The sequence below is a fragment of the Frigoribacterium sp. 2355 genome (assembly GCF_054060695.1).
The window spans coordinates 46,643-66,449 of the sequence record NZ_JBSSDL010000002.1; the positions used below are offsets into that span (position 1 = coordinate 46,643).

The window sequence follows — 19,807 nt, forward strand, 5'->3', positions numbered from 1 at the left end:
TCAGGTCGCGGATTCGCGGGCGGCGGCGTCGAGCGCGGCGGCGATGCTGTCGAGCTGGGGGAGGGCCTCGGCGATCGTCTCGTCCGTGCCCGTGGTCGAGAGGACGTACTGGTACGCCTCGCGCAGGGTGGTCGTGGTGTCCTCGCCCTGCGTGGTCAGGTGGAGGAAGAGGCTGCGGCGGTCGCCCGGGTGACGGCTGCGCGTGACCTGCCCCGACTTCTCGAGCCGGTCGACCACGGCCGTCGTCGCCCCCGTGCTCAGCAGCAGCTGTTGGGCGAGTGCTCCCGGGGTGAGCCCCGGGGCGTCGGCGACGGCGAGCAGGGCCGCCAGCTCGGTGTGGCCCATCCCGAAGACCTTCGCGGCGTGGAGCCGGTAGCGGCGGTGGGCCTCGTCCAGGGTCTGCAGCGTCGCGGCGAGGCGCCGGACGGACTCCGGGTGGTTCTCCGGAGTGGCGGGAAGGTCGGGGCTCACGACAGCAGGGTACCGAGCATCGCCCCCGGTGTCGGCACCGTTGCGCAGAACGGATGACCCAGTTCGGGGCGCGGCGACCCGCTCAGGCGACCCGCTCAGGCGACCTGGTGCACGACGTAGCTCGCGACGAAGCCGAGCACCGTCACGAGTCCCGTGAGCGTCTGCGTCTTGCGGAAGGCCTCGGGGATCATCGTGTCGCAGATCATCGCGAGGATCGCCCCGGCGGCGAACGCCATGACGAACGACTGTCCGCCCTCGGGCACCCCGCCGAGCAGGGCGTACCCGCCGAGCGCGGACAGGGCGCACACCACGGCGATGCCCGACCAGAGGCCGAAGACGTACCCGGCCGACCGGCCCGACGACTTGAGGTCGGCCGTGCTCGACATGCCCTCAGGGAAGTTCGAGATCACCACGGCCACCAGCACGGCGATGCTGAGGGACCCGCCGCCCGTCAGGCTGACGCCCTGGACGGCGGTCTCGGGGACGCCGTCGAGCAGGGCGCCGAGGGCGATGCCCAGGCCGGTGCCCGAGCCGGCCGACCCGCGACGGTGGTGCTTGCGCCGGAACCCGCCGTGCTCGAGAAGCTGGTCCAGGACGACGTAGACGACGGCGCCCGCCAGGAACCCGCCGAGGGTCGGGAGCAGCCCGCCGCTGCTCGTGGCCTCGTCGACGAGGTCGAACGAGAGCGCGGAGATCAGGACGCCCGCACCGAACGCCATGACCAGGGCGACCACCTCGCGGGGCACCCTGACGAACCACGACACCGCCGCCCCGACGACCAGGGAGAGGCCCGAGAGCAGGCCGGCGAGAGAGGCGAGGAGGAGCGGTGAGGGCACGAGGACGTGTCTAGTCCTTCCGTGCGCAGGAGGCGCGGTGCCGGTCCCGAGGACTCGCACCGCGCCTCATGCGGTCGCCGCTCAGTAGTCGATGCGGCCCCGGCGGTCGTGGAACTCGCCGGTCGGGCCGTCGGGCCCGAGCAGGGCGAGGGCGACGGTGGCGTCCGTGCCCTCGGTCACCGTCTGGTGGCCGCCGTGCCCGTTGAAGTCGGTGGCGGTGTAGCCGGGGTCGCTGACGTTCACGCGGAAGGTCGGCAGGTTCTTGGCGTACTGCACGGTCAGGGCGATCACGGCCGCCTTCGAGGACGCGTAGGGCACCGCGGCGACGGGGTACTCGTCGTGGCCCTCGGTGCTCAGCCAGCGCGGCCAGCCGACGCCCGACGCGACGTTGACGATCACGGGTCGGTCGGAGCGGCGCAGCAGGGGCATCGCGGCCTGGGTGACGCGGACGAGCCCGACGACGTTGACGTCGAGAACCTCCTGCATCGTCTCGGGGGTGAGGTCGTCGACGCCGAACGACGACCCGAGGACGCCCGCGTTGTTGACGAGGACGTCGAGCTCGGGCAGGGAGGCGAGCGCCGCGTCGACGCCGGCCTGGTCGGTGACGTCGAGCTGCACGGCATGGGCGCCCAGGGCCCGGACGGCGTCGCCCGAGTCGAGGTCGCGCATGCCCGCGTACACGGTGTGGCCCGCCTCGAGCAGGCGGCGGGCGGTCTCGAGTCCGAGGCTCTTGTTGGCCCCGGTGATGAGTGTGGTGGTCATGGGTCCATGCTGCGCCCGGCCCCGCCTCGGCACCCAGGCCCCGCACGACGGGAGGACTGCCGGTACCACCCTGGGGCGACCGGGCCGGGGGAGGATGGCTGCATGAGCGAGTTCGCGGACGTGTTGCGGTCGTGGCGTGACCGGGTCGGCCCGGCCGACGTGGGGCTGCCCGCGGGGGCGGGGCGCCGCACGACGGGTCTCCGCCGCGAAGAGCTGGCGGCGCTCGCCGGGGTGAGCGTCGACTACGTCGTCCGCCTCGAGCAGGGTCGGGCGACCAACCCGTCTCCGCAGATGCTCCGCGCCCTGGCGGTCGCCCTGCGCCTGAGCGACGACGAACGCGACCACCTCTACCGCTCGGCCGGCGCCGCGCCTCCGTCGGCCGGGATCGTCCCGCGCCACGTGGGGCCCGGCGTGCAGCGCATCGTCGACCGGCTCGGGGACGTGCCGCTGGCCGTCTTCTCGGCGACCCACGACATCCTGCTCTGGAACCCCCTCTGGGCCGCGGTGAACGGCGACCCGTCGCGCCTCGTCGGGCTCGAGCGCAACCTCGTCTGGCGTCACTTCACGTCGGGCCACGAGGGCACCGAGTTCGACGCCCGGCACGAGGAGGACTTCGCGAGCGACCTCGCCGCCGACCTGCGGGCGGCGGTGGGGCGCTATCCGTCGGACCCCTCGCTCGGCCACCTCGTGTCGCGCCTGCTCGAGACGTCGCCCGAGTTCGCACGCCGCTGGGCCGAGGCCAAGGTCGCCGAGCACCGGGCCAGTCGCAAGACCGTGACGGGCACCCCGGTCGGCCCGATCGCGATCGACTGCGACGTGCTGACCGCGCCCGGCGACCTGAGGATCGTCGTCTACACGGTGGCGCCGGGGTCCGACGACGAGGCGCGACTCGACCTGCTGCGCGTCACCGGGCTGCAGTCGATGGCGGCGACCTCGGCCGGCTGAGGCCGTGCCCGCTCGGGTCAGCCCTCGCGGGCTGAGTCCCGGGCTGCGTCCCGGGCGGCGCGAGCCCGCGCCGTGATCGCCGTGACGACCTCGGTCTTGGCGTCGGCGTAGTCGTTCATGTCGTCCCAGCGGCGGTCGAGCAGGGCCCGCTTGACGTCGGCGTACAGCTCGCGGTCGGCGGCGTCGGTGCGCAGGTGGTCGCGCAGCAGCAGGTACCCGGCGATGGCGTCGGCACCCTGCTCGTAGACGTGCACGTGGACGCTGCGCTCCGGCGTCCGCACGAGTCGGTGCCCCGGCTCGCGCACCCGCAGCTCGTAGCCCGCGGCGAGCAACGGGTCGAGGTAGTCCTCTTCCGCGGTGATGTCGGGCACCGCGACCACGACGTCGACGATCGGCTTCGCCGCGAGGCCCGGCACCGACGTGGAGCCGATGTGCTCGACGCCGACCGCGATGCCCGACGGCGCGAGGGCCTCGACGATGCGGCGTCGGTGCTCGGCGAACTCGGCCGGCCAGCGCTCGTCGTAGTCGTGCAGGGCGACCCGGACCGCCTCGGCGCCACCCACGATCTCGGTGGTCGTGACGGCGGGGCGGCGGGGCGTTGGGTCGGCAGGCATCAGGAGATCCTGCCAGACGCCGTCACCCCTGACGCGTGTTCCACCGCGGGTCCTTCTTGTTGATGACGTAGACCCGACCGCGGCGGCGGACGACCTGCGAACCGGGGATCTTCTTGAGCGCCTTGAGCGAGTTGCGGACCTTCACGGTTGCCTCCTGGAGTCGATGGGGTGGTGTCGGTTGTTAGTGAGAACCATTATCACCTAGCGTGGGGGCATGACCGAACCGACCCGCGCCTCCTCGTCCCCACGCCACCGGGGCGTCGTCCTCGTGACGGGCCAGAGCCCGTCGGCGGTGGACCAGGTGGCCGACGGGCTGCTCGGATCGACGAGCCACCGGCTGGTCGCGGGTCCGGACGCGCACGACGCCGCCGACGCCGTGCACCGGCTCGCGCTCGACCTCGCCCACGACGGGCACCCGGTCGACGTCGTGGCCACGCTCGCTGCCGGCACCCCGAGTCGGGCCACCGGCCTGCTGCTCGGCTCGCTGCTCGACTCGTCCCTGGGGCGGCCCTCGGGTCGGTCGCTGCTGCAGCACGTCGTCTCGGTCGTCAGCGCGGTCGAGCTGGTCGACCTCGTGCTCGGCGGGGTCGACGACCGGTTCCTCGCCGCCGAGCACGTCGTCGACCTCGTCGAGTACGCGACCGTGATCGTCCTGGTCGACACGGCCGGGGTGTCCCCGCGCGACCTGCGGACGATCCGCCGGCTGCTCGCGCGACTGGCGCCGGAGAGCCGCGTCGCCGGCGTCGACGCCGTGCGACGCGAGACCCTCGAGAGCCCGGGAGGCGCGGCGCAGCTCGGCGGCGCCGCCGGCTGGATGCAGGCCCTCTCGGAGCACACCCCCGACCTCGACCACGACGGCGTGGTCACGACGTACGCCTACCGGGACGAGCGTCCGTTCCACCCGGGGCGCCTCGCCGTCGCGGTCGAGCACACCTTCGCCCCGGGCGCCGTCGGCACGGTGCTGCGCTCGCGCGGTTTCACCCAGTTCGCGACCCGCAGCGACCGCGTCGGCTCGTGGTCGAGCGTCGGGCAGATGCTGAGCCTCGACCCGACCTCGAGCCCGTCGTGGCACCCCGACTCGCCGCACGGCCAGCAGATCGCCTTCTTCGGTCTCGACCTCGACGTCGCGACGATCCGTCGAGAGCTCGACACGTGCCTCCTGGCCGACGACGAGCTGCTGGGCGACCCGGCGGGCTGGCGCGACTTCGTCGACCCGTTTCCGGTGTGGAGCGGGCCGGGGGCCGGGCCGGGGCACCGGCACTAGGTTCGGAGGACGGCTCGCGGCGGGAGGAGGGGTCGAGATGCAGTTCACGTTCGACGCCGACCTGTGGCGGTGGGAGAGTCGGCGAGCCTTCTACACGTTCGTCAGCCTGCCGCCCGAGGTCGAGGACCACGTCCTGATGGTGGCCGGCGACCTGCTGCGCGGCTGGGGTTCCGTCCGGGTGGAGGCGCGGGTCGGCTCGTCGACGTTCACCACGTCGGTCTTCCCCCTCGGCGACGAGAACGCCTACGCCCTGCCCGTCAAGCGGGCCGTGCGCGACGCCGAGGGCCTCGGCGTCGGCGACACCGTGGGCGTCACGGTGCGCCTGCTCGACTTCTGAGCTGCCGCCGAGGTCTTGACGGCCGACACGGGCGGGGCCACGCTGTGCGTCACCACCCGTGGACCGTTCGAAGGAGAACCCCGTGGCCATGATGTTCGTCAACCTGCCCGTGACCGACCTCGACCGGGCGAAGTCGTTCTACACGTCCCTCGGCTTCACCATCAACCCGCTCTTCACGGACGAGAACGCCGCGTGCGTGATCGTGGAGGAGGACCACAGCGCGTTCATGATCCTCCGGCGTGAGTACTTCCAGACCTTCACCGACCTGCCCATCGGTGATCCCACCACGGCTCCCTCGGTCGCCACCGCCGTCATGCTCGACTCGCGTGACGAGGTCGACACGACGGTCACCGCCGGCCTCGGCGCCGGAGGCACGGAGGCGCGCCCCGCGTCGGACTACGGCTTCATGTACCAGCGCCAGCTGACCGACCCGGACGGCAACATCCTCGAGTTCGGCTGGGTGGACCCGTCAACGGCTGAACAGGGCCCCGAGGCCTACGCCCAGCAGCAGGGTGACTGACGATCGAGTGGGCAGAAAATGTCCTTCGTGCGAGCGGGAAGGACGATTTCTGCCCACTCGACCACCGCCTCCTCGGGGCGGGGCGGGGCGGGGCAGCGCGGGGCTGCGCAGGGCAGGGCGTCGCTAGCGGGCGAGCGTGTCGCGGGGGTACTCGTCGAAGCGCGCGGCGTACGACCCCGCGAACCGGCCGAAGTTGCCGAAGCCCCAGCGTCGGGCGACGTCCGAGACACGGGTCTCGTTCGGTGCCGCCGCGAGCAGTTCGTCGTGGACGCGGTCGAGGCGCACCTGGCGCAGGTACGCCGCTGGCGACGTGCCGAGGTGTTCCTTCATCGACGTCTGCAGGGTGCGGGTGTGCATGCCCGATGCCTCGGCGATGTCGGCCGGGGTGAGCGGCTCGGCCGCGTGGGCGTGGATGTACTCGACCGCGTGCCGGACGCGGGCCGCCTCCTGCGTGCGCAGGCCGACGGGCACGTCGACGGCTCGCCACGGGAACAGGTCGAGCATGGCCCGGGCGAGGGTGAGCTGGGCCTCGAGCCGCACGAGCGGTGACGCCTGCTCGGCCACGACGGTCGCGGCGCTCGACCCGACGGCGGTCCGCCAGGCCGCGACCGCCTCGGGGCGAGGGGTGACCGCGTAGTCGAACACGACGCGCTGTGACGGTCCGCCGTGGCGTTCGGCGGCGGTCCGTTCGAGGAAGTCGCTTCCGACCTGCACCATGCCGTTCCTCCGCGGGGTCGACTCGAACGAGAAGGCCTCCTCGGCCGGCATGAGGAACGGCGTGGAGCCCTCGCTCGTGAACGTGTGGCCGCGCTGGTGCAGGGTGGTGCGTCCGCTGCGGTTCCACGCGACGATGTACTGCCCCGGGAAGGGGATCTCGCCCTGCATCGGTGCACTGAACGACGAGGTCTGCATGACGAGGCGGTCGTCGCCGGCGAGCACGTACGAGTACTCGAACGGGCTGCCTCCCGACTGGGACCGGAATCGTCGGCCCCGGTAGTGCGTCTCGAGGCGGCGGGTCGCCTCGCGGAGGTCGGTGCCGCCGTCCTGGACGCGCCGGTAGGTCGACCCGCCCCCGTCGTCGCCGCCGCCCCCGTCGTCGCCGCCGCCGCCCGCGAGGTCGACGGGGTGCGCGGAGACCCCGCCGGTGGGTTCCGGTTCTCCGTCGGGCGCGCTGACGTAGAAGCTCGGCATGGGGTCCTCTCGATCCGTGGTCCTGCGGCGCCGCCGTGGGCGGCACACGATGGAGACGTGGCCCGAGGGCGAAACGTCACGAATTCGTCGGACTCTCCCGGTCTTCGGTGCCGCGGGACGCGGGGACGGGGCTCGAGGTGCCCCCAGAGGACGGGCCGGCGACCGGCGGGCGGGCGGGGCCGGCGGGGTGGGGCCGGCCGGGTCGGCCGGGCGCGCCGGGCCGGCCGGACGAGCCGTGCGCAGCCCCCGACCACGAAGGAGGCGCGGTGCCCTCGCACCGCGCCTCCTCGTCCCGGGGGTGGTCGCGTCAGTCGGCCGTGGCCACCGCGACCTCGTTGGGCGTGACGTCGAGCTCGCGCGACGACAGCACCTCGCCCGTGGTCAGGTCGACCGCGTGCACGCTGTCCGTCGCCGGCTCGGTGACGTAGCCGACGTCACCCGCGACGACGATCGCGGGGTGGGCGTCCTGCCACTCGGCCGGGCCCTCCCAGGCGCCGATCACGGGCCACGACGCCGTGAGCTCGCCGGTCGCGGGGTCGAGCACGTGCACGGCGCCGTCGGTGCCGATCAGGTACGCGAGGTCGCCCGGGCCGCGGGCGACGCCCCGGAAGGTGTACTCGACGCCCTCGGGCAGGTCGACGACGTCGAGGGTGTCGGCGGCCGTGTCGATCAGGGTGACCGCGTGCAGCAGGTAGCCCTCGGCGTCGGGGTCGTCCTTGTGGTCGCCGACGACGAGCGGGCTGGTCTCGCTGACGTACGCGTTGCCCATGCGGCCGTAGGGCTGCGAGGGCGAGGCGAGCTTGGTGATCGTGCCGTCGTGGTAGACGAGCGCTCCGTCCTCACAACCGAGGACGACGGCCTCGTCGGCCGCGGTGCCCTCGCCGTGGACGCCCGGGCACTCGTCGCTCTGCGCCACGACCGCACCGTCGGCGTCGCGCACCTCGATGCCCGTGCGGCCGTCGGAGTCGCCGACCGTCGTGAGGAAGGTGCCGTCCTCGAGCACGACCGAGACGCCGTGGTGGGCCTCGACGCCCTCGATCGTCTCGACCGTGGGCAGCTCGCCGTCGGTGACGGCGTCGGTCAGGTCGGCGGACTCGAACACCGTGGTGTCGCTCGTGCCGTCGGCGTAGAGGATCGTCTTGCCGCCGTGCCGGACGACGTGGCCCGCGGTGTCGGCGTCGAACACCAGGTCGGTCAGGGCGGGCTCGGACGAGCTGCCGGCCGCCGTGTCGAGCACCTGGAACCCTCCGCTCGTCGTGACCATGACGTGTCGGCCGTCGCCGGCCGGGTTGAGGCGGGTGAACTCCTCGGAGTCGAACGCGCCGACGGTCTCGAGGGTCTCGCCGTCGAGCACGGTGACGCGGCCCTCGGACGAGACGGCGAGGCGGGGGCCGGACGAGGAGGCGCCGGTCGCGTCGGCGCCGCCCGTCGCGTCGGACGCGGAGCCGGGTCCGCCGGTCGAGCAGGCGACGAGGGTCGCGGCGACGCCGAGGGCGAGCAGCGTGCCGCCGGTCCGTCGCAGGTGGGTGGTGCGCATGGGTGTTCCTCTTTCTGGTGGTCGGACGCTCACGGGGAGAGTCCGGTGGCGATGCGCTCGGTGTCGACGCGCATCATGGTCAGGTAGTCGGGGGCGTCCCCGTCGGCCGCGGTGAGCGACTCGGTGAACAGTTCGACGACGTCGACGTGGACGTCCGCCTCGCTCGCCAGGGCCTGCACGAGTCGGTCGGGCGAGGACGACTCGGCGAACACGGTCGGGACGCCCGTCGTCTCGACGGCGTCGACCAGGTCGGCGAGGTCGGACGCCGACGGCGCCGCGAGCGTCGTGCCGCCGGGGATCACGGCCCCGACGACGTCGAAGTCGAACCGGTCGGCGAGGTAGCCGAAGACGTGGTGGTTCGTCACGAGTGCGCGCCGTTCGGCGGGGATCGCGGCGAAGGCGTCGACCATGTCGGCGTCGAGTCGCTCGAGCTCGGCCCGGTAGTCGGTGGTGCGCGCGGTGAGCCCCGCGGCGTCGACGCCGTCGACCTCGGCGAGCACCGGCCCGAGGGCGTCGACGACGTCGAGCATGCGGCCCGGGTCGGTCCAGAAGTGCGGGTCGGGGGTGCCGGCGGCGTCGCCGTCGCGGTAGTCGAGGACGTCGATCGCGTCCGCGGCGACGAACGAGGCCACGCCGGAGTCGACCGCCGCGTCGAGGTGCTGCTGCAGCCCCTCCTCGAGGCCGAGGCCGTTCGAGACGACGAGGTCGGCCGCCCGCATCCGTGCCGCCTGCTGCGCCGAGATCTCGAACGAGTGCGGGTCGGCGTCCGGCTTCATCAGGGTGACGACCTCGGCCTGGTCGCCGACCAGTTCGTCGACGACGTCGCCGAGGATGTTCGTCGACACGAACACGACCGGACGGTCGTCGCCGGCGGGTGCGCAGCCGGTCAGGGCCAGCGCGGCCGCGACGGCGACAGCGGCGACGCGGGCGGCGGTGCTGCGGCTGGCGGTGGCGAGCCCGGCCCGGCGGCGGGCCGTCGACGGCGCCCTCATCGACCCGTCTCCGCGACGAAGGCCGGCTCGCCCGCCGTCTCGAAGCTGCGGGCGATCCGCGCGCCGTCGGCGGCGTCGATCTCGTACAGCCGCCCCTCGACCGGGGCCGAGAGGTACGCGCGCTGCTGGTCGGCGATCAGCGTCGGCGTCCGGCCCGCGGCGAGCGAGTCCGCGACGAGCGGCGCGGTCTCGGCGACGACCTGGCCGGTGGCGCCGTCGAGGACGAGCACGCGGCCGTCCCGGGCGAGGGCGAGGAGGCGCTGGTCGGCGTCGTCCACGGCGGTCACCGTGACCAGCGGGGTCGGTGCCGGCAGCAGCGTCCAGGCCCGGGCCCGGGTGTCGAGCAGCCAGACGCCCTCGGAGCCGGCGAGCCCGGCCACGGTGGGTCGCCCCTCCCGGTTGTCGAACGCGGTGGCCGGGGCCGCCGTGCCGCCCGACGACGGGGTCGAGCCGGCCGGGTAGGGGATGCGTTCGACGACGAGCTCGTCGTCGGCGACGGTCGCGAGCAGGGCGCCGTCCGAACAGCCGACGACCGCCCCGACGCGGGTCGTGATCGTGCCCGAGGCGTCCGGGCAGGCCTCGCGCAGGCCCGTCTCGTCACCGTCGGCGGTGCGTCCGACGAGCGTCGTCGCCTCGCCGCGACCCTCGGTCACCAGGGCGTACGAGCCCACGGGGACGACCATGCCGGTGCCCGGTTCGCCGTCGAGGCGGAACCGCTCCCGCAGCTCGCCCCGCGACAGCGCCTCGGTGTCGAGCAGCACGGCGTCGCCCGAGCCGGCGAAGTGCACGCCGGTCGAACCCGAGGTCGACAGGTTCGTGGTCGCGACGGTCGCCGCGCCGTCGCCCTCGACGGTGCCGAGGAGGCGCGGGTCGGCCCGGTAGTAGTGGAAGTGGTCCCCGTGGTCCCACGTCCAGACCCCGCTGTCGACGACCTCGAGGCCGCCGGTGGTCTCGGCGAACAGGTACCGCCCGTCGGTCTCCACGGCGGTGGGGGCGTCGACCGACCCGAGCTCGACGACGCCCTCGTCGAGCAGGTCGAGGTGGGCGACCGTGCCCGACGGGTCGATCGTGGTGAGGCCGAGACGGGGCTCGGCGAGTTCCTCGGCACCGGCGACGGCGCCGTGGCCCTCGCCGCTGGTGCCGGTCTCGTCGGCCGTCGTCCCGGCGGCGGGGTCGCCGCCCGGCGAGGCGTCGGGCGAGCAGGCGGTCAGCCCGAGGGCGAGCGTGCCGAGCAGGCAGGTCGTGAGGAGGGGGGATCGCATGCGGTCCTTCCGGGTGGGCGTGGGGTGGGTCGGGGAGACGGGCGGGGGAGTGTGGACGTGGGGGAGTGCGGGCGGGTCAGGAGGCGGGGGTCGCGACGGGCGCCGTGCCCGTGCGACCCGGGGCGGCGGTGTCGACCCGTCGTGTCCGCCGACGGCCGAGGGCGGCGTGGCCGGCCCCCGAGAGGCCGGCGAACGCGATGGCCGTCGCCGCGATCGAGGCGCCGGCGGCCGTCGCGGCGTGCCACGAGACGAGCAGGCCGACGGCGACGGCGAGCACGCCGACGACCGAGGCGAGGACCATCCGCGTGGGCAGGCGCGTCGTCCAGTGGCCCGCGGCGACGGCCGGTGCGAGCAGCAGTCCGACGACGAGCAACGACCCGACGGCCTGGTACGAGGCGACGACGGCGAGCGTGACCAGGCCCACGAGCACGGCCTGGGCCGAGCGCGGACCGAGCCCCAGCACGGCGGCCAGTCGCGGGTCGAGGGCGAGGGCCAGCAGGGGGCGGTGGAAGGCGGCCGCGAGGCCGACGCCGACGATCGTCGCGCCGGCGAGCAGGCCGAGGTCCGCCGTCGTGATCGCGAGGACGTCGCCGAACAGGATCGACGTGGCGTCGGTGGCGAAGCTGCCCGAGTGCGAGATGACGACGACGCCGAGGGCGAGCATCGCGACGAAGAGGAGGCCGATGCTCGTGTCGTACGACAGGCGACCGCGTCGTTGCAGCGCCGCCACGCCGAGGCTCATCACGACGGCGCTGAGCGCCCCGCCGACGAGGACGGGCGCACCGATCACGGTCGCGAGGGCGACGCCGGGCAGCATGCCGTGCGCGAGCGCCTCGCCGAGGAAGGCCATGCCGCGGACCACGACCCAGGTGCCGACGACGCCGCAGAGGATCGCGACGAGGCCGCCGCCGACGAGGGCGCGCTGGACGAAGTCGAGCGAGAACGGCTCGAGGACGGCGGTGGAGAGGAAGGGCACGAGACACGACCGTAGCTGAGAATGAGAACGCTTATCAACTAGGCTGACGGCATGACGACGACCACCGCCGCCGCTCCCTCGTCCCTGGCGCGCCTCCTCGGGGTGGGGTGCACGTTCGGTGACCGGGTGGCCCTGGCCGACGTCGACCTCGAGGTGTGCAGCGGTGCCCTGACGGTGGTCGCGGGCCCCAACGGCGCCGGCAAGTCGACGCTGCTCGAGGTCGTCGCGGGCGTCCGCGAACCGTCGTCGGGCACGCGCTCGACGACGTCGACGATCGCCTTCGTCCCGCAGCGCACGTCGATCCCGGACGGGCTCCCGGTCACCGTGCGCGACGTCGTGACGGTCGGTGCCTGGGGTCGCGTGGGCCGGTGGCGTCCCCTCGACCGTCGAGCCCGCGCCGCCGTCGACGAGGCGCTCGAGCGCCTGCACGTCGCCGACCTGGCGCCCCGACCCTTCGCCGCGCTCTCGGGTGGCCAGCGGCAGCGTGCGCTCCTGGCCCACGGACTCGCGCGCGGGGCCGACCTGCTGCTGCTCGACGAGCCCACGACCGGGCTCGACGCCGACAGCGCCGACCGCATCCGGGCCACGCTGCTCGACGAGGCGGCCCGGGGCACGGGGGTGCTCGCGGTCTCGCACGATCCGCTGCTGCTCGACGCCGCGCACCGCGTGGTGCGGCTCGAGGCCGGTCGGGTCGTGTGAGGCGGCTTGGGGTCCGACACGGTCCGGCACGGTCTCGAGGTCCGGGCGGGCCACCCGGCCCGAGGTGGCGCTGGCGACGAGGAGGCGCGGTGCGGCACAGTGGCGTCGTGACCGACCGCAGACCCTCGCCGCCCGCCGGCCCCGCCGCTCCGTCGCCGTCCGCCCCGACCGTCGAGGTGCTGCACCTCACGGCCTTCGCCGACGGACCGGGCGGCGGCAACCCGGCCGGCGTCGTGCTGGACGCGTCGGCCCTCTCGGCCGCCGACATGCGGCGGATCGCCGCCGAGGTGGGGTACGCCGAGACGGCGTTCGTGGTCGATCCGTCCCGCGCCGGTGACGACCGGCACGTGGCCGTGCGCTACTTCTCGCCCGGGGCCGAGGTCCCGTTCTGCGGGCACGCGACGATCGCCACCGCCGTCGCACTGGCCGAGCGTCGCGGGGTCGGAGCGTTCACGCTCGAGACGGCGGTCGGGCCGGTCGTGATCGAGACCTCGCGTGGGGGTGCCGACGTCGTCGCGGGCCCGGTGACGGCGTCGTTCACGAGCGTCGACCCCGTCGTGCGCGACCTGGACCCGACCGTCGCCGACCGGTTGCTGGCGGTGCTCGGCCTCACGCACGCCGACCTCGACGAGCGTCGTCCGCTGCGGGAGTCCTTCGCGGGCAACCGGCACCCCGTGGTGGCCGTCCGCGACCAGCGGGTCTTCGACGCCTTCGGGTTCGACCCGGTCGCCGTGCGGGCCTTCATGGACGAACAGGGCTGGGCGGGCACGATCACGGTGATCCACGCCCAGGGTGTCGACGCGTCCGGGGCGACCGTGGTCGAGGCACGCAACCTGTTCCCCGTCGGCTCCCTCACCGAGGACCCGGCGACGGGGTCGGCGGCCGCGTCGCTGGGCGGCTACCTCCGCGCGCTCGACCTGATCGCGCCTCCTGCCCGCGTCGTGGTGAGGCAGGGGCGGCACGTCGGGCGTCCGAGCCGCCTCGTGGTCGACGTCCCGGTCGTCGGCGGCGTCACGGTCACCGGCACGGCGACGCCGCTGACCCGCTGACCCGCTGGCCGGTCGGCCTCCGCGGCCGCACGCCGCGCGCCCCACGACGACGGACCCCGTGTCGAGCGACGCGCCCGGACGCTTCCGGGTGCATCGCTCGACACGGGGTCGTGGGGCGTCGTGACTCAGTCGCGGGTGAGTCGACGGCGGCGGGCGATCAGGGTGCCCGCCCCGGCGAACACGAGCAGCAGGGCCGCGGCCGCTGCCCACCGGGCGTCCGAACCGGTGAAGGCGAGCTGCCCGTCGACCGTCGCCGGGCCCGAGCCCTGACCGATCGGCGTCACGCCCGTGCCGGGATCGGCGGGGGCGGCGGGGTCGCCGGGCGTGCCGGGAGTCCCGGGCGTCCCGGGGGTGCCGGGGTCGCCGGGCGTCCCGGGCTCGGCCGCCACGCCGGGGAACGTCCCGGCGCGCAGCGAGAACCCGTCGGTGTCGTTGTCGTCCGCGTAGAACGTCTGGCGGAACCCGTCGACGCTCGTCGCCGCCGGGGCGATCGCGAAGCCTTCGTTGGCGAGCCCGCGGTCGGCGTTCGCCGGTGCCTCGTGGACGACGTCCTCGGCGAACGCCCCCGACTCGTCGACCGAGAACAGCGCCGTGCGGCCCGAGCAGGCCTCGTCGCAGACGACCCAGAGCGCGTCGAGGTCGGCGTCGAACTGCAGGTCGGCGACCAGGGCGAACGACGTCGCGATGGTGGCGACGCGCTCGAACGAACCGTCGTCCATCAGGGCGTAGGCGTAGACGCTCGCGGTGCCCTCGACGCCGACGAAGAAGAGCCCGTCACCGTGGCCGGCGTACGTCGCGGGGTCGTAGGAGGCGCCGGTCGCCTCGTCGACGAACCCCGCCTCGGTCAGCCAGGCGTCCGGCACCCAGGTGATGCCCTCGAGGCCCGCGTTGGCTCCCAGGTCGGGGAAGTCCGCGGCGAGGTCCCACTCGTCGGTGGCGACCAGGGTCGTGGCCGGGCTCGTGGTCGCGGCGTCGTAGCGCAGCACCGAGGGGCGGCTGACCGAGCCCGAGGCGTTGTTGCGCTCGGTCGACACGTAGACGCCGCCCGCGGACGAGTCGTCGGCGACCGTGACGCCCTCGGCGTCCACGATGTCGGTCGCGACCCCGCTCGGGTACAGCAGCTTCTTGCCGGCAGCCCAGCCGTCGGTCGTCTGCGGGGCCCACCCGCCGGCGCCGTCCGGGACGATGCGGTAGAGCAGGCCGTCGCCGTTCTGCACCGCCCACAGGGTGCCGGGGGTCGCGGTGCCGGTCGGCTCGTAGTCGAGACCGCTCAGGTCACCGGTGAAGGTGCCCTCGTCGTCCAGGGGGACCTCGTCGGGTCCGCCGGGCCAGGCCGTCGGCACGGAGACGCCGGCGAAGGTGTTGGCGGAGCCCTTGGTCGGGGCCGACGTGACGGCGAAGTCGCCCGTGCCGTCGGGGCCGCGGCCGTAGGTGGTGGCGGCGTGCGAGGCCCACGAGTACTCGTCGGCGAGGGTCGAACCGTCGGCCGCCGTCGTGCCGTCCGGCAGCAGCAGGCGCACCGAGTCGGCACCGCCCAGTCCGAAGTCGAAGCCGGCCGAGGTCGGGGTCTGCTCGTCGAGGACGACGAAGCCGCCGGGGGCGACGACGGTCCCGGCGGGGACGACGTAGCGGTGCGTCGGGTCGGAGTCGGTCAGCACGTAGCCGCCGAGGTCGACCGACGAGGTGCCCACGGTCGTGAGCTCGACCCAGTCGCCGGGCGCGCCTCCCTGGCTCTCGACCTCGTTGATGCGCACGGGCGACGAGCAGTCGTTCGCCGCGCCCTTCGTGGTCGCGGTCGTCGTCGTCAGCTCACCGGTGCCGTCGGGGCAGCGGCCGTAGCTGACGGTGCTGTGGACGCTCCAGGCGTACGACGCGACGAGCGTGCCCGCGGTGTCGAACAGGCGTGCCGAGTCGGGCTGGCCGAGTCCGAAGTCGAAGCCGACCGGGTTCGAGCCCGAGGCCTGGTCGATCACGAAGAAGGCGCCGGGCTGCACGACCGAACCGGTGGGCAGGGTGAAGGGCGTGCGCACGTCGTCCTCGTCCCGGAAGGTGTAGCCCGAGACGTCGACGGGCACCGTGCCGACGTTCGTCAGTTCTACCCAGTCGGTGTCGTCGCCGTTCGACTCGACCTCGTTGATCACGACGTCGGTCGTGGCGGGCACGGCGGGGGTCGTCGGGTCGGTCGGGGCGGGGTCCGTCGGGTCGGTCGGAGCCGGTGTCGTCGCGCACTCGTTGGCGGTGCCTCGCGTCCCGGCGGCCGTCGTCGCGAACTCGCCGGTGCCGTCGGCGCAGCGGCCGTAGGTCGTCGTCGGGAACTGCGTCCAGGCGTACGAGTCGAGCAGGGTCGTGCCGTCGGCGGCGTAGAGCCGGACGGCGTCGGCGCGTCCGAGTCCGTAGGCGGCGGCGCCCCACACGGCGTCGTCGGCGACGTCGACGACCAGGCGCTCGCCGGCGGCGAGGACCGTGCCCGCGGGCAGCGCGAGCGTCCGCGTGTCCTTGTCGTCCCGCAGCACGAAGCCCGACACGTCGGTCGCGGTCTGGCCGGTGTTGAGCAGTTCGACCCAGTCGTCGGTCGTGTCGATCTCGTTGACGACGACGTCGGCGTCGGCCGCGAGGGCGGGCAGGGCGCTCGTGGCCACGAGCCCGGCGGCGGCGATCGAGCCGGCCAGGGTCAGGGCGCCGAGGCGGAGCAGGGGCGTGCGCATTCGGGTGTCCGTTTCGTCGGGTGTGGACCGAACCATCTCGGACGGAAGCGACGCCCGGGTGAACGCCCCGTGAACGCCGGCACCTCGTGCCCCGGCGGCGCGACGGGACTAGCGTCACGCACATGGCATCCGAGGCGACGACCCTGCGGGTGGGCGACCGCGACGTCCGCATCAGCAGTCCGTCCCGCGTGCTCTGGCCCGACCTCGGCGTGACCAAGCTCGACCTGGCGCGCTACCTGGTCGAGGTCGGCACGCCCTTCGTCGCGGCGAACGGCGACCGTCCGATCTCGCTGCAGCGGTTCGGCGGCGACGTCGACGGCGACCAGTACTTCTCGAAGAACCCGCCCCGCGGCACGCCCGACTACGTGCGAGCCGTCGACGTCACCTACCCGAGCGGCCGCGTGCACCCGCAGCTCGTGATCGACGAGCCCGCCGCCGCGGTCTGGGCGTCCCAGATGAACACCCTGGTCTTCCACCCGTGGGCCTCGCGCGCCGAGCAGCCCGACCTGCCCGACCAGCTGCGCATCGACCTCGACCCGCAGCCGGGCACGAGCTTCGCCGACGCCGTGACGGCCGCGCTCGACCTCCGGGCCGTGCTCGACGAGGCCGGTCTCACCGCGTTCGTCAAGACGAGCGGCAACCGGGGTCTGCACGTCTTCGCGCCGATCGAGCCGACGCACGAGTTCCTGGAGGTGCGGCACGCCGTGATCGCCGCCGCCCGCGAACTCGAACGCCGCACCCCCGACCGAGTCACCACCGCGTGGTGGAAGGAGGAACGCGGCGACCGCCTCTTCGTCGACTACAACCAGGCCAATCGCGACCGCACCATGGCGGGGGCCTGGTCTCCCCGGGCGCTGCCCCGCGCCTCCGTGTCGCTGCCGGTCACGTGGGACGACCTGCCCGGCATCGACCCGGGCGAGCACACCGTGCTGACGGTGCCCGAGCGGCTGCAGACCCACGGCGACCCGTGGGCCTCGATGCACGAGTCGCCGGGGCGCATCGACACGTTGCTCGCCTGGTGGGAACGCGACGTCGCCGACGGCCTCGGCGAACTGCCGTTCCCGCCGGACTTCCCGAAGATGCCCGGCGAGCCGCCCCGCGTGCAGCCCAGCCGGGCGCGGAAGCCCGCCGCCGACTGACCCGCACCACACCCCGCCTCGTGCACGGCACCGCGTCTCGTCGGTGTGCGATGCCTGAAACGCGGTGCCCTGTGCCCGACGAAGCGCGGGTCGCCTAGGCGAGCACCTCGCCCAGGTCGTACGCCGCCGGGACCTCGAGCTGGTCGAAACCGCACGAGCGCGCCTCGCGGTCGTCGCGCCACCGTTCGACCTGCACGGTGTGGCGGAAGCGGGAGCCCTCCATCTGGTCGTACCGCACCTCGACCACGCGCTCGGGGCGCAGCGGGACGAACGACACGTCCTTGCCCGACGAGAAGCGGCTGCGCTCGGTCTCGGCGTGCCGCACCTCGCCGTCGTCGTCGCGGTCGACGAACGGCGCCAACTCGTCGACGAGCTCGAGGCGACGGGCGTCCGAGAACGCGGACGCGCCTCCGACGTTCGTCAGCTCGCCGTCGGCGTCGTACAGCCCGAGCAACAGCGACCCCACGCCCGAACCGCTCTTGTGGACGCGGTAGCCGAGCACCACCACGTCCGCGGTGCGGTGGTGCTTGACCTTGAGCATGGTGCGCTTGCCCGGAGCGTAGGAGGCGCGGGCCGGCTTGGCCACGACCCCGTCGAGCCCTGCGCCCTCGAACTCGGTCAGCCACCGACGGGCGGTCGCGACGTCGTCGGTGGCCCGGCTGACGTGCAGGGGGTGGTCCGCGCCTCCTGCCGTGTCGTCGGCGCCTCCGTCGGGGCCTCCCTCGACGCCTCCCTCGGGGCCGAGCGTCTCGAGCAGCAGCGCGCGGCGTTCGGCGAACGGGGTGTCGAGCAGGTCGCGCCCGCCGAGGGCGAGCAGGTCGAACGCGACGAACATCGCGGGGGTCTCGGCGCTGAGCTTCGCGACGCGCGAGGCGGCCGGGTGGATGCGCTGGCCGAGTGCGTCCCAGTCCAGGCGTTCGTGGCCGGGGTCGCCGGTCCGCACGACGATCTCGCCGTCGAGCACGCAGGGCCCCGGCAGGAGGCGGCCGAGGGCCTCGACCAGCTCGGGGAAGTAGCGCGTCAGCATCTTCGACCCGCGGCTGCCGATCTCGACGGTGAGCGGGGCGGCGGGGTCCTCGGCGTCGGAGTCGGCGCGTTCCGCGTAGACGATGCCGCGGAACCCGTCCCACTTGGGTTCGTAGACGAGCCCGCCCTCGACGGAGTCGGGCTCGGGCACGTCGGCCACGGCCTTCGCGAGCATGGGGACGATCGGTTCGGCGGCGGTCGGGATCATGCGCCGAGTCTGCTCTCGCCGGGCGGGCGTGCGGCCAGACCCCACGAAACCGCCGAGACCCCGTGCGCGCCGACGGGTCTCGGCGACGTCCTGGGGTGTGAACGCTCGACGTGACCCGCCCCGACCGGGTTGGATGGGCGAGTGCGTGTCTGTGTCGTCGTCCCCGTCCGCGACGACGGAGCCCTGCTCGACGCCTGCCTCCGCTCGCTCGCGCGGCAGACCCGGGTGCCCGACGAGGTGATCGTCGTCGACAACGGCAGCACCGACGACACCGTCGAGGTGGCCCTGCGACACGGTGCCCGGGTGGTGACCGAGGCCGAGGTCGGCATCGCCGCGGCCGCGAGCACGGGGTACGACGCCGCCGCCGGCGTGGGTGCCGGACCGGGCGCCGCCGCACCCGTCGACCTCATCGGTCGGGTCGACGCCGACAGCGTCCTGCCCCGCACCTGGGTCGCCGACCTCGTCGGCACCCTCGTCGACGATCCGGACGTGCTCGCCGTCAGCACGAACGCCCGTTTCTACGACGCACCCGTCGGCGTCGAGCGCCTGCTCTCCGCCCTCTACGTGGGCGCGTACCACCTCGTGATCGGGGCCGCCCTGGCGCACTGGCCGCTGTTCGGCTCGACGATGATGATGCGCCGCACCGCCTGGCTCGACGTGCGCGACGAGGTGCACCGGCACGAGACCCTGCTGCACGACGACATGGACCTCGCCCTGCACCTCGGCGATCGCCAACTCGCCGGGCGGGGCCGCATCGCCTATCGCCGGGACGTCGTCACGGGCATCTCGGCCCGGCCGCTCGACCCGGGCAACGCCCCCTGGTTGCGGACGTACCGGGCGCTGCACTCGTTCACGGTCCACGGCACCGACGGCCTGCCGTGGTCGCGCTGGTTGCGCGCCGACCCGGCCGGCGTCTTCACGCGGCTCGGCTGGACGCCGTCAGCGGTGGTGGACGCGCGGGCGGCCGTGGCCGACGGCGTCGACCCCGGGTCCGTCGGCACCGGCACCGGCACCGGCACCGGCATCGGCTCCGGACGAGGAGGCGCGGGCGGCTCCACCGCGGACGTCGCCCCCCACGAGGAACGGCAGCGCCAGCCCGGCCAGCAGCGAGCCGAGGCCTCCCGCGGCGAGGTCGCCGATCGTGTCGTCGTAACCGACGAAGATCGCCGAGTCGACGAGGGTGTGGCCCGCCCACTCGCCCATCTCCCACAGGGTGCCGGCCGCCAGGCCGAACGCGACCGTCGTCAGGACTGAGCCGACGCGGGCCGAGCGAC

The 19,807-nt window shown here is 74.2% G+C and carries 20 protein-coding genes; 8 read left to right on the forward strand and 12 right to left on the reverse strand.

Translation table 11 applies throughout. The features are described 5' to 3' along the window. The 3 genes from ACVJ1F_RS03075 to ACVJ1F_RS03085 form a co-directional block, all read right to left on the reverse strand. The gene (locus tag ACVJ1F_RS03075) at positions 1-471 is read right to left on the reverse strand and encodes a MarR family transcriptional regulator (protein ID WP_285063194.1); all 471 of its coding nucleotides are present in this window, start codon (positions 469-471) and stop codon (positions 1-3) included. Positions 472-566: 95 nt separating this feature from the next. After that, positions 567-1,307 (reverse strand): ZIP family metal transporter, encoded by a 741-nt coding sequence (locus ACVJ1F_RS03080; protein WP_123570692.1) that lies wholly within the window; start codon positions 1,305-1,307, stop codon positions 567-569. Between the two features lie 81 nt (positions 1,308-1,388). Beyond that, on the reverse strand, positions 1,389-2,069 hold the full coding sequence (locus ACVJ1F_RS03085) for an SDR family NAD(P)-dependent oxidoreductase (protein ID WP_285063192.1): 681 nt from the start codon (positions 2,067-2,069) through the stop codon (positions 1,389-1,391). 102 nt (positions 2,070-2,171) lie between these two features. Between ACVJ1F_RS03085 and ACVJ1F_RS03090 the strand changes: the two genes are divergently transcribed. Further along, positions 2,172-3,014, forward strand: a complete 843-nt coding sequence (locus ACVJ1F_RS03090; protein WP_056046959.1) for a helix-turn-helix transcriptional regulator — start codon at positions 2,172-2,174, stop codon at positions 3,012-3,014. 17 nt (positions 3,015-3,031) lie between these two features. Here ACVJ1F_RS03090 and ACVJ1F_RS03095 read toward each other — a convergent pair whose 3' ends face one another. Further along, positions 3,032-3,628: a GrpB family protein gene (locus ACVJ1F_RS03095; protein WP_456884626.1), complete on the reverse strand. Its 597-nt coding sequence runs from the start codon at positions 3,626-3,628 to the stop codon at positions 3,032-3,034. Between the two features lie 22 nt (positions 3,629-3,650). Further along, positions 3,651-3,773 carry a type B 50S ribosomal protein L36 gene (gene ykgO / locus ACVJ1F_RS03100; protein ID WP_056224971.1) on the reverse strand — a complete coding sequence of 41 codons (123 nt, stop codon included), beginning with the start codon at positions 3,771-3,773 and terminating at the stop codon, positions 3,651-3,653. A gap of 69 nt (positions 3,774-3,842) precedes the next feature. Here ykgO and ACVJ1F_RS03105 point away from each other — a divergent pair, with 69 nt between their 5' ends. From ACVJ1F_RS03105 to ACVJ1F_RS03115, 3 genes are all read left to right on the forward strand, one after another. Beyond that, positions 3,843-4,892 (forward strand): GTP-binding protein, encoded by a 1,050-nt coding sequence (locus tag ACVJ1F_RS03105; protein ID WP_456884628.1) that lies wholly within the window; start codon positions 3,843-3,845, stop codon positions 4,890-4,892. Between the two features lie 37 nt (positions 4,893-4,929). Next, positions 4,930-5,229: a DUF1905 domain-containing protein gene (locus ACVJ1F_RS03110; protein WP_123570686.1), complete on the forward strand. Its 300-nt coding sequence runs from the start codon at positions 4,930-4,932 to the stop codon at positions 5,227-5,229. Between the two features lie 82 nt (positions 5,230-5,311). Beyond that, on the forward strand, positions 5,312-5,749 hold the full coding sequence (locus ACVJ1F_RS03115; RefSeq protein ID WP_456884631.1) for a VOC family protein: 438 nt from the start codon (positions 5,312-5,314) through the stop codon (positions 5,747-5,749). Positions 5,750-5,872: 123 nt separating this feature from the next. On the opposite strand, the gene ACVJ1F_RS03120 is transcribed toward ACVJ1F_RS03115, so the two are convergent. The 5 genes from ACVJ1F_RS03120 to aztB all read right to left on the reverse strand — a co-directional run bounded on the left by ACVJ1F_RS03120 (position 5,873) and on the right by aztB (position 11,707). Then, the gene (locus ACVJ1F_RS03120) at positions 5,873-6,940 is read right to left on the reverse strand and encodes a helix-turn-helix transcriptional regulator (RefSeq protein ID WP_456884633.1); all 1,068 of its coding nucleotides are present in this window, start codon (positions 6,938-6,940) and stop codon (positions 5,873-5,875) included. A 307-nt stretch (positions 6,941-7,247) separates the two neighbouring features. Beyond that, positions 7,248-8,477, reverse strand: a complete 1,230-nt coding sequence (gene aztD / locus ACVJ1F_RS03125) for a zinc metallochaperone AztD (protein WP_456884635.1) — start codon at positions 8,475-8,477, stop codon at positions 7,248-7,250. Between the two features lie 29 nt (positions 8,478-8,506). Continuing rightward, positions 8,507-9,469 carry a zinc ABC transporter substrate-binding protein AztC gene (gene aztC, locus ACVJ1F_RS03130; protein WP_456884637.1) on the reverse strand — a complete coding sequence of 321 codons (963 nt, stop codon included), beginning with the start codon at positions 9,467-9,469 and terminating at the stop codon, positions 8,507-8,509. Beyond that, the gene (locus ACVJ1F_RS03135; RefSeq protein WP_456884639.1) at positions 9,466-10,731 is read right to left on the reverse strand and encodes an ABC transporter; all 1,266 of its coding nucleotides are present in this window, start codon (positions 10,729-10,731) and stop codon (positions 9,466-9,468) included. The genes aztC and ACVJ1F_RS03135 overlap by 4 nt, the downstream gene beginning before the upstream one ends. Before the next feature lie 76 nt (positions 10,732-10,807). Then, positions 10,808-11,707 carry a zinc ABC transporter permease AztB gene (gene aztB / locus ACVJ1F_RS03140; protein WP_456884640.1) on the reverse strand — a complete coding sequence of 300 codons (900 nt, stop codon included), beginning with the start codon at positions 11,705-11,707 and terminating at the stop codon, positions 10,808-10,810. A gap of 51 nt (positions 11,708-11,758) precedes the next feature. Here aztB and aztA point away from each other — a divergent pair, with 51 nt between their 5' ends. Next, the gene (gene aztA, locus ACVJ1F_RS03145) at positions 11,759-12,406 is read left to right on the forward strand and encodes a zinc ABC transporter ATP-binding protein AztA (protein WP_285063181.1); all 648 of its coding nucleotides are present in this window, start codon (positions 11,759-11,761) and stop codon (positions 12,404-12,406) included. A 107-nt stretch (positions 12,407-12,513) separates the two neighbouring features. Then, positions 12,514-13,455 (forward strand): PhzF family phenazine biosynthesis protein, encoded by a 942-nt coding sequence (locus ACVJ1F_RS03150; protein ID WP_456884642.1) that lies wholly within the window; start codon positions 12,514-12,516, stop codon positions 13,453-13,455. 125 nt (positions 13,456-13,580) lie between these two features. Here the strand turns inward: ACVJ1F_RS03150 and ACVJ1F_RS03155 are convergent, their stop codons facing one another. Further along, positions 13,581-16,160, reverse strand: coding sequence for a lamin tail domain-containing protein (locus ACVJ1F_RS03155; RefSeq protein WP_456884644.1), 2,580 nt, complete (start codon positions 16,158-16,160; stop codon positions 13,581-13,583). 122 nt (positions 16,161-16,282) lie between these two features. On the opposite strand from ACVJ1F_RS03155, the gene ligD reads away from it, so the two are divergent. Beyond that, positions 16,283-17,299, forward strand: coding sequence for a non-homologous end-joining DNA ligase (gene ligD / locus ACVJ1F_RS03160; RefSeq protein WP_456884646.1), 1,017 nt, complete (start codon positions 16,283-16,285; stop codon positions 17,297-17,299). 94 nt (positions 17,300-17,393) lie between these two features. Here ligD and ACVJ1F_RS03165 read toward each other — a convergent pair whose 3' ends face one another. Next, a complete protein-coding gene (locus tag ACVJ1F_RS03165) occupies positions 17,394-18,533 on the reverse strand; it encodes an ATP-dependent DNA ligase (protein WP_456884648.1) in 1,140 nt (379 codons plus the stop codon). A gap of 141 nt (positions 18,534-18,674) precedes the next feature. Between ACVJ1F_RS03165 and ACVJ1F_RS03170 the strand changes: the two genes are divergently transcribed. Then, positions 18,675-19,787: a glycosyltransferase family A protein gene (locus tag ACVJ1F_RS03170; protein WP_456884650.1), complete on the forward strand. Its 1,113-nt coding sequence runs from the start codon at positions 18,675-18,677 to the stop codon at positions 19,785-19,787. Positions 19,788-19,807 lie beyond the last annotated feature (20 nt).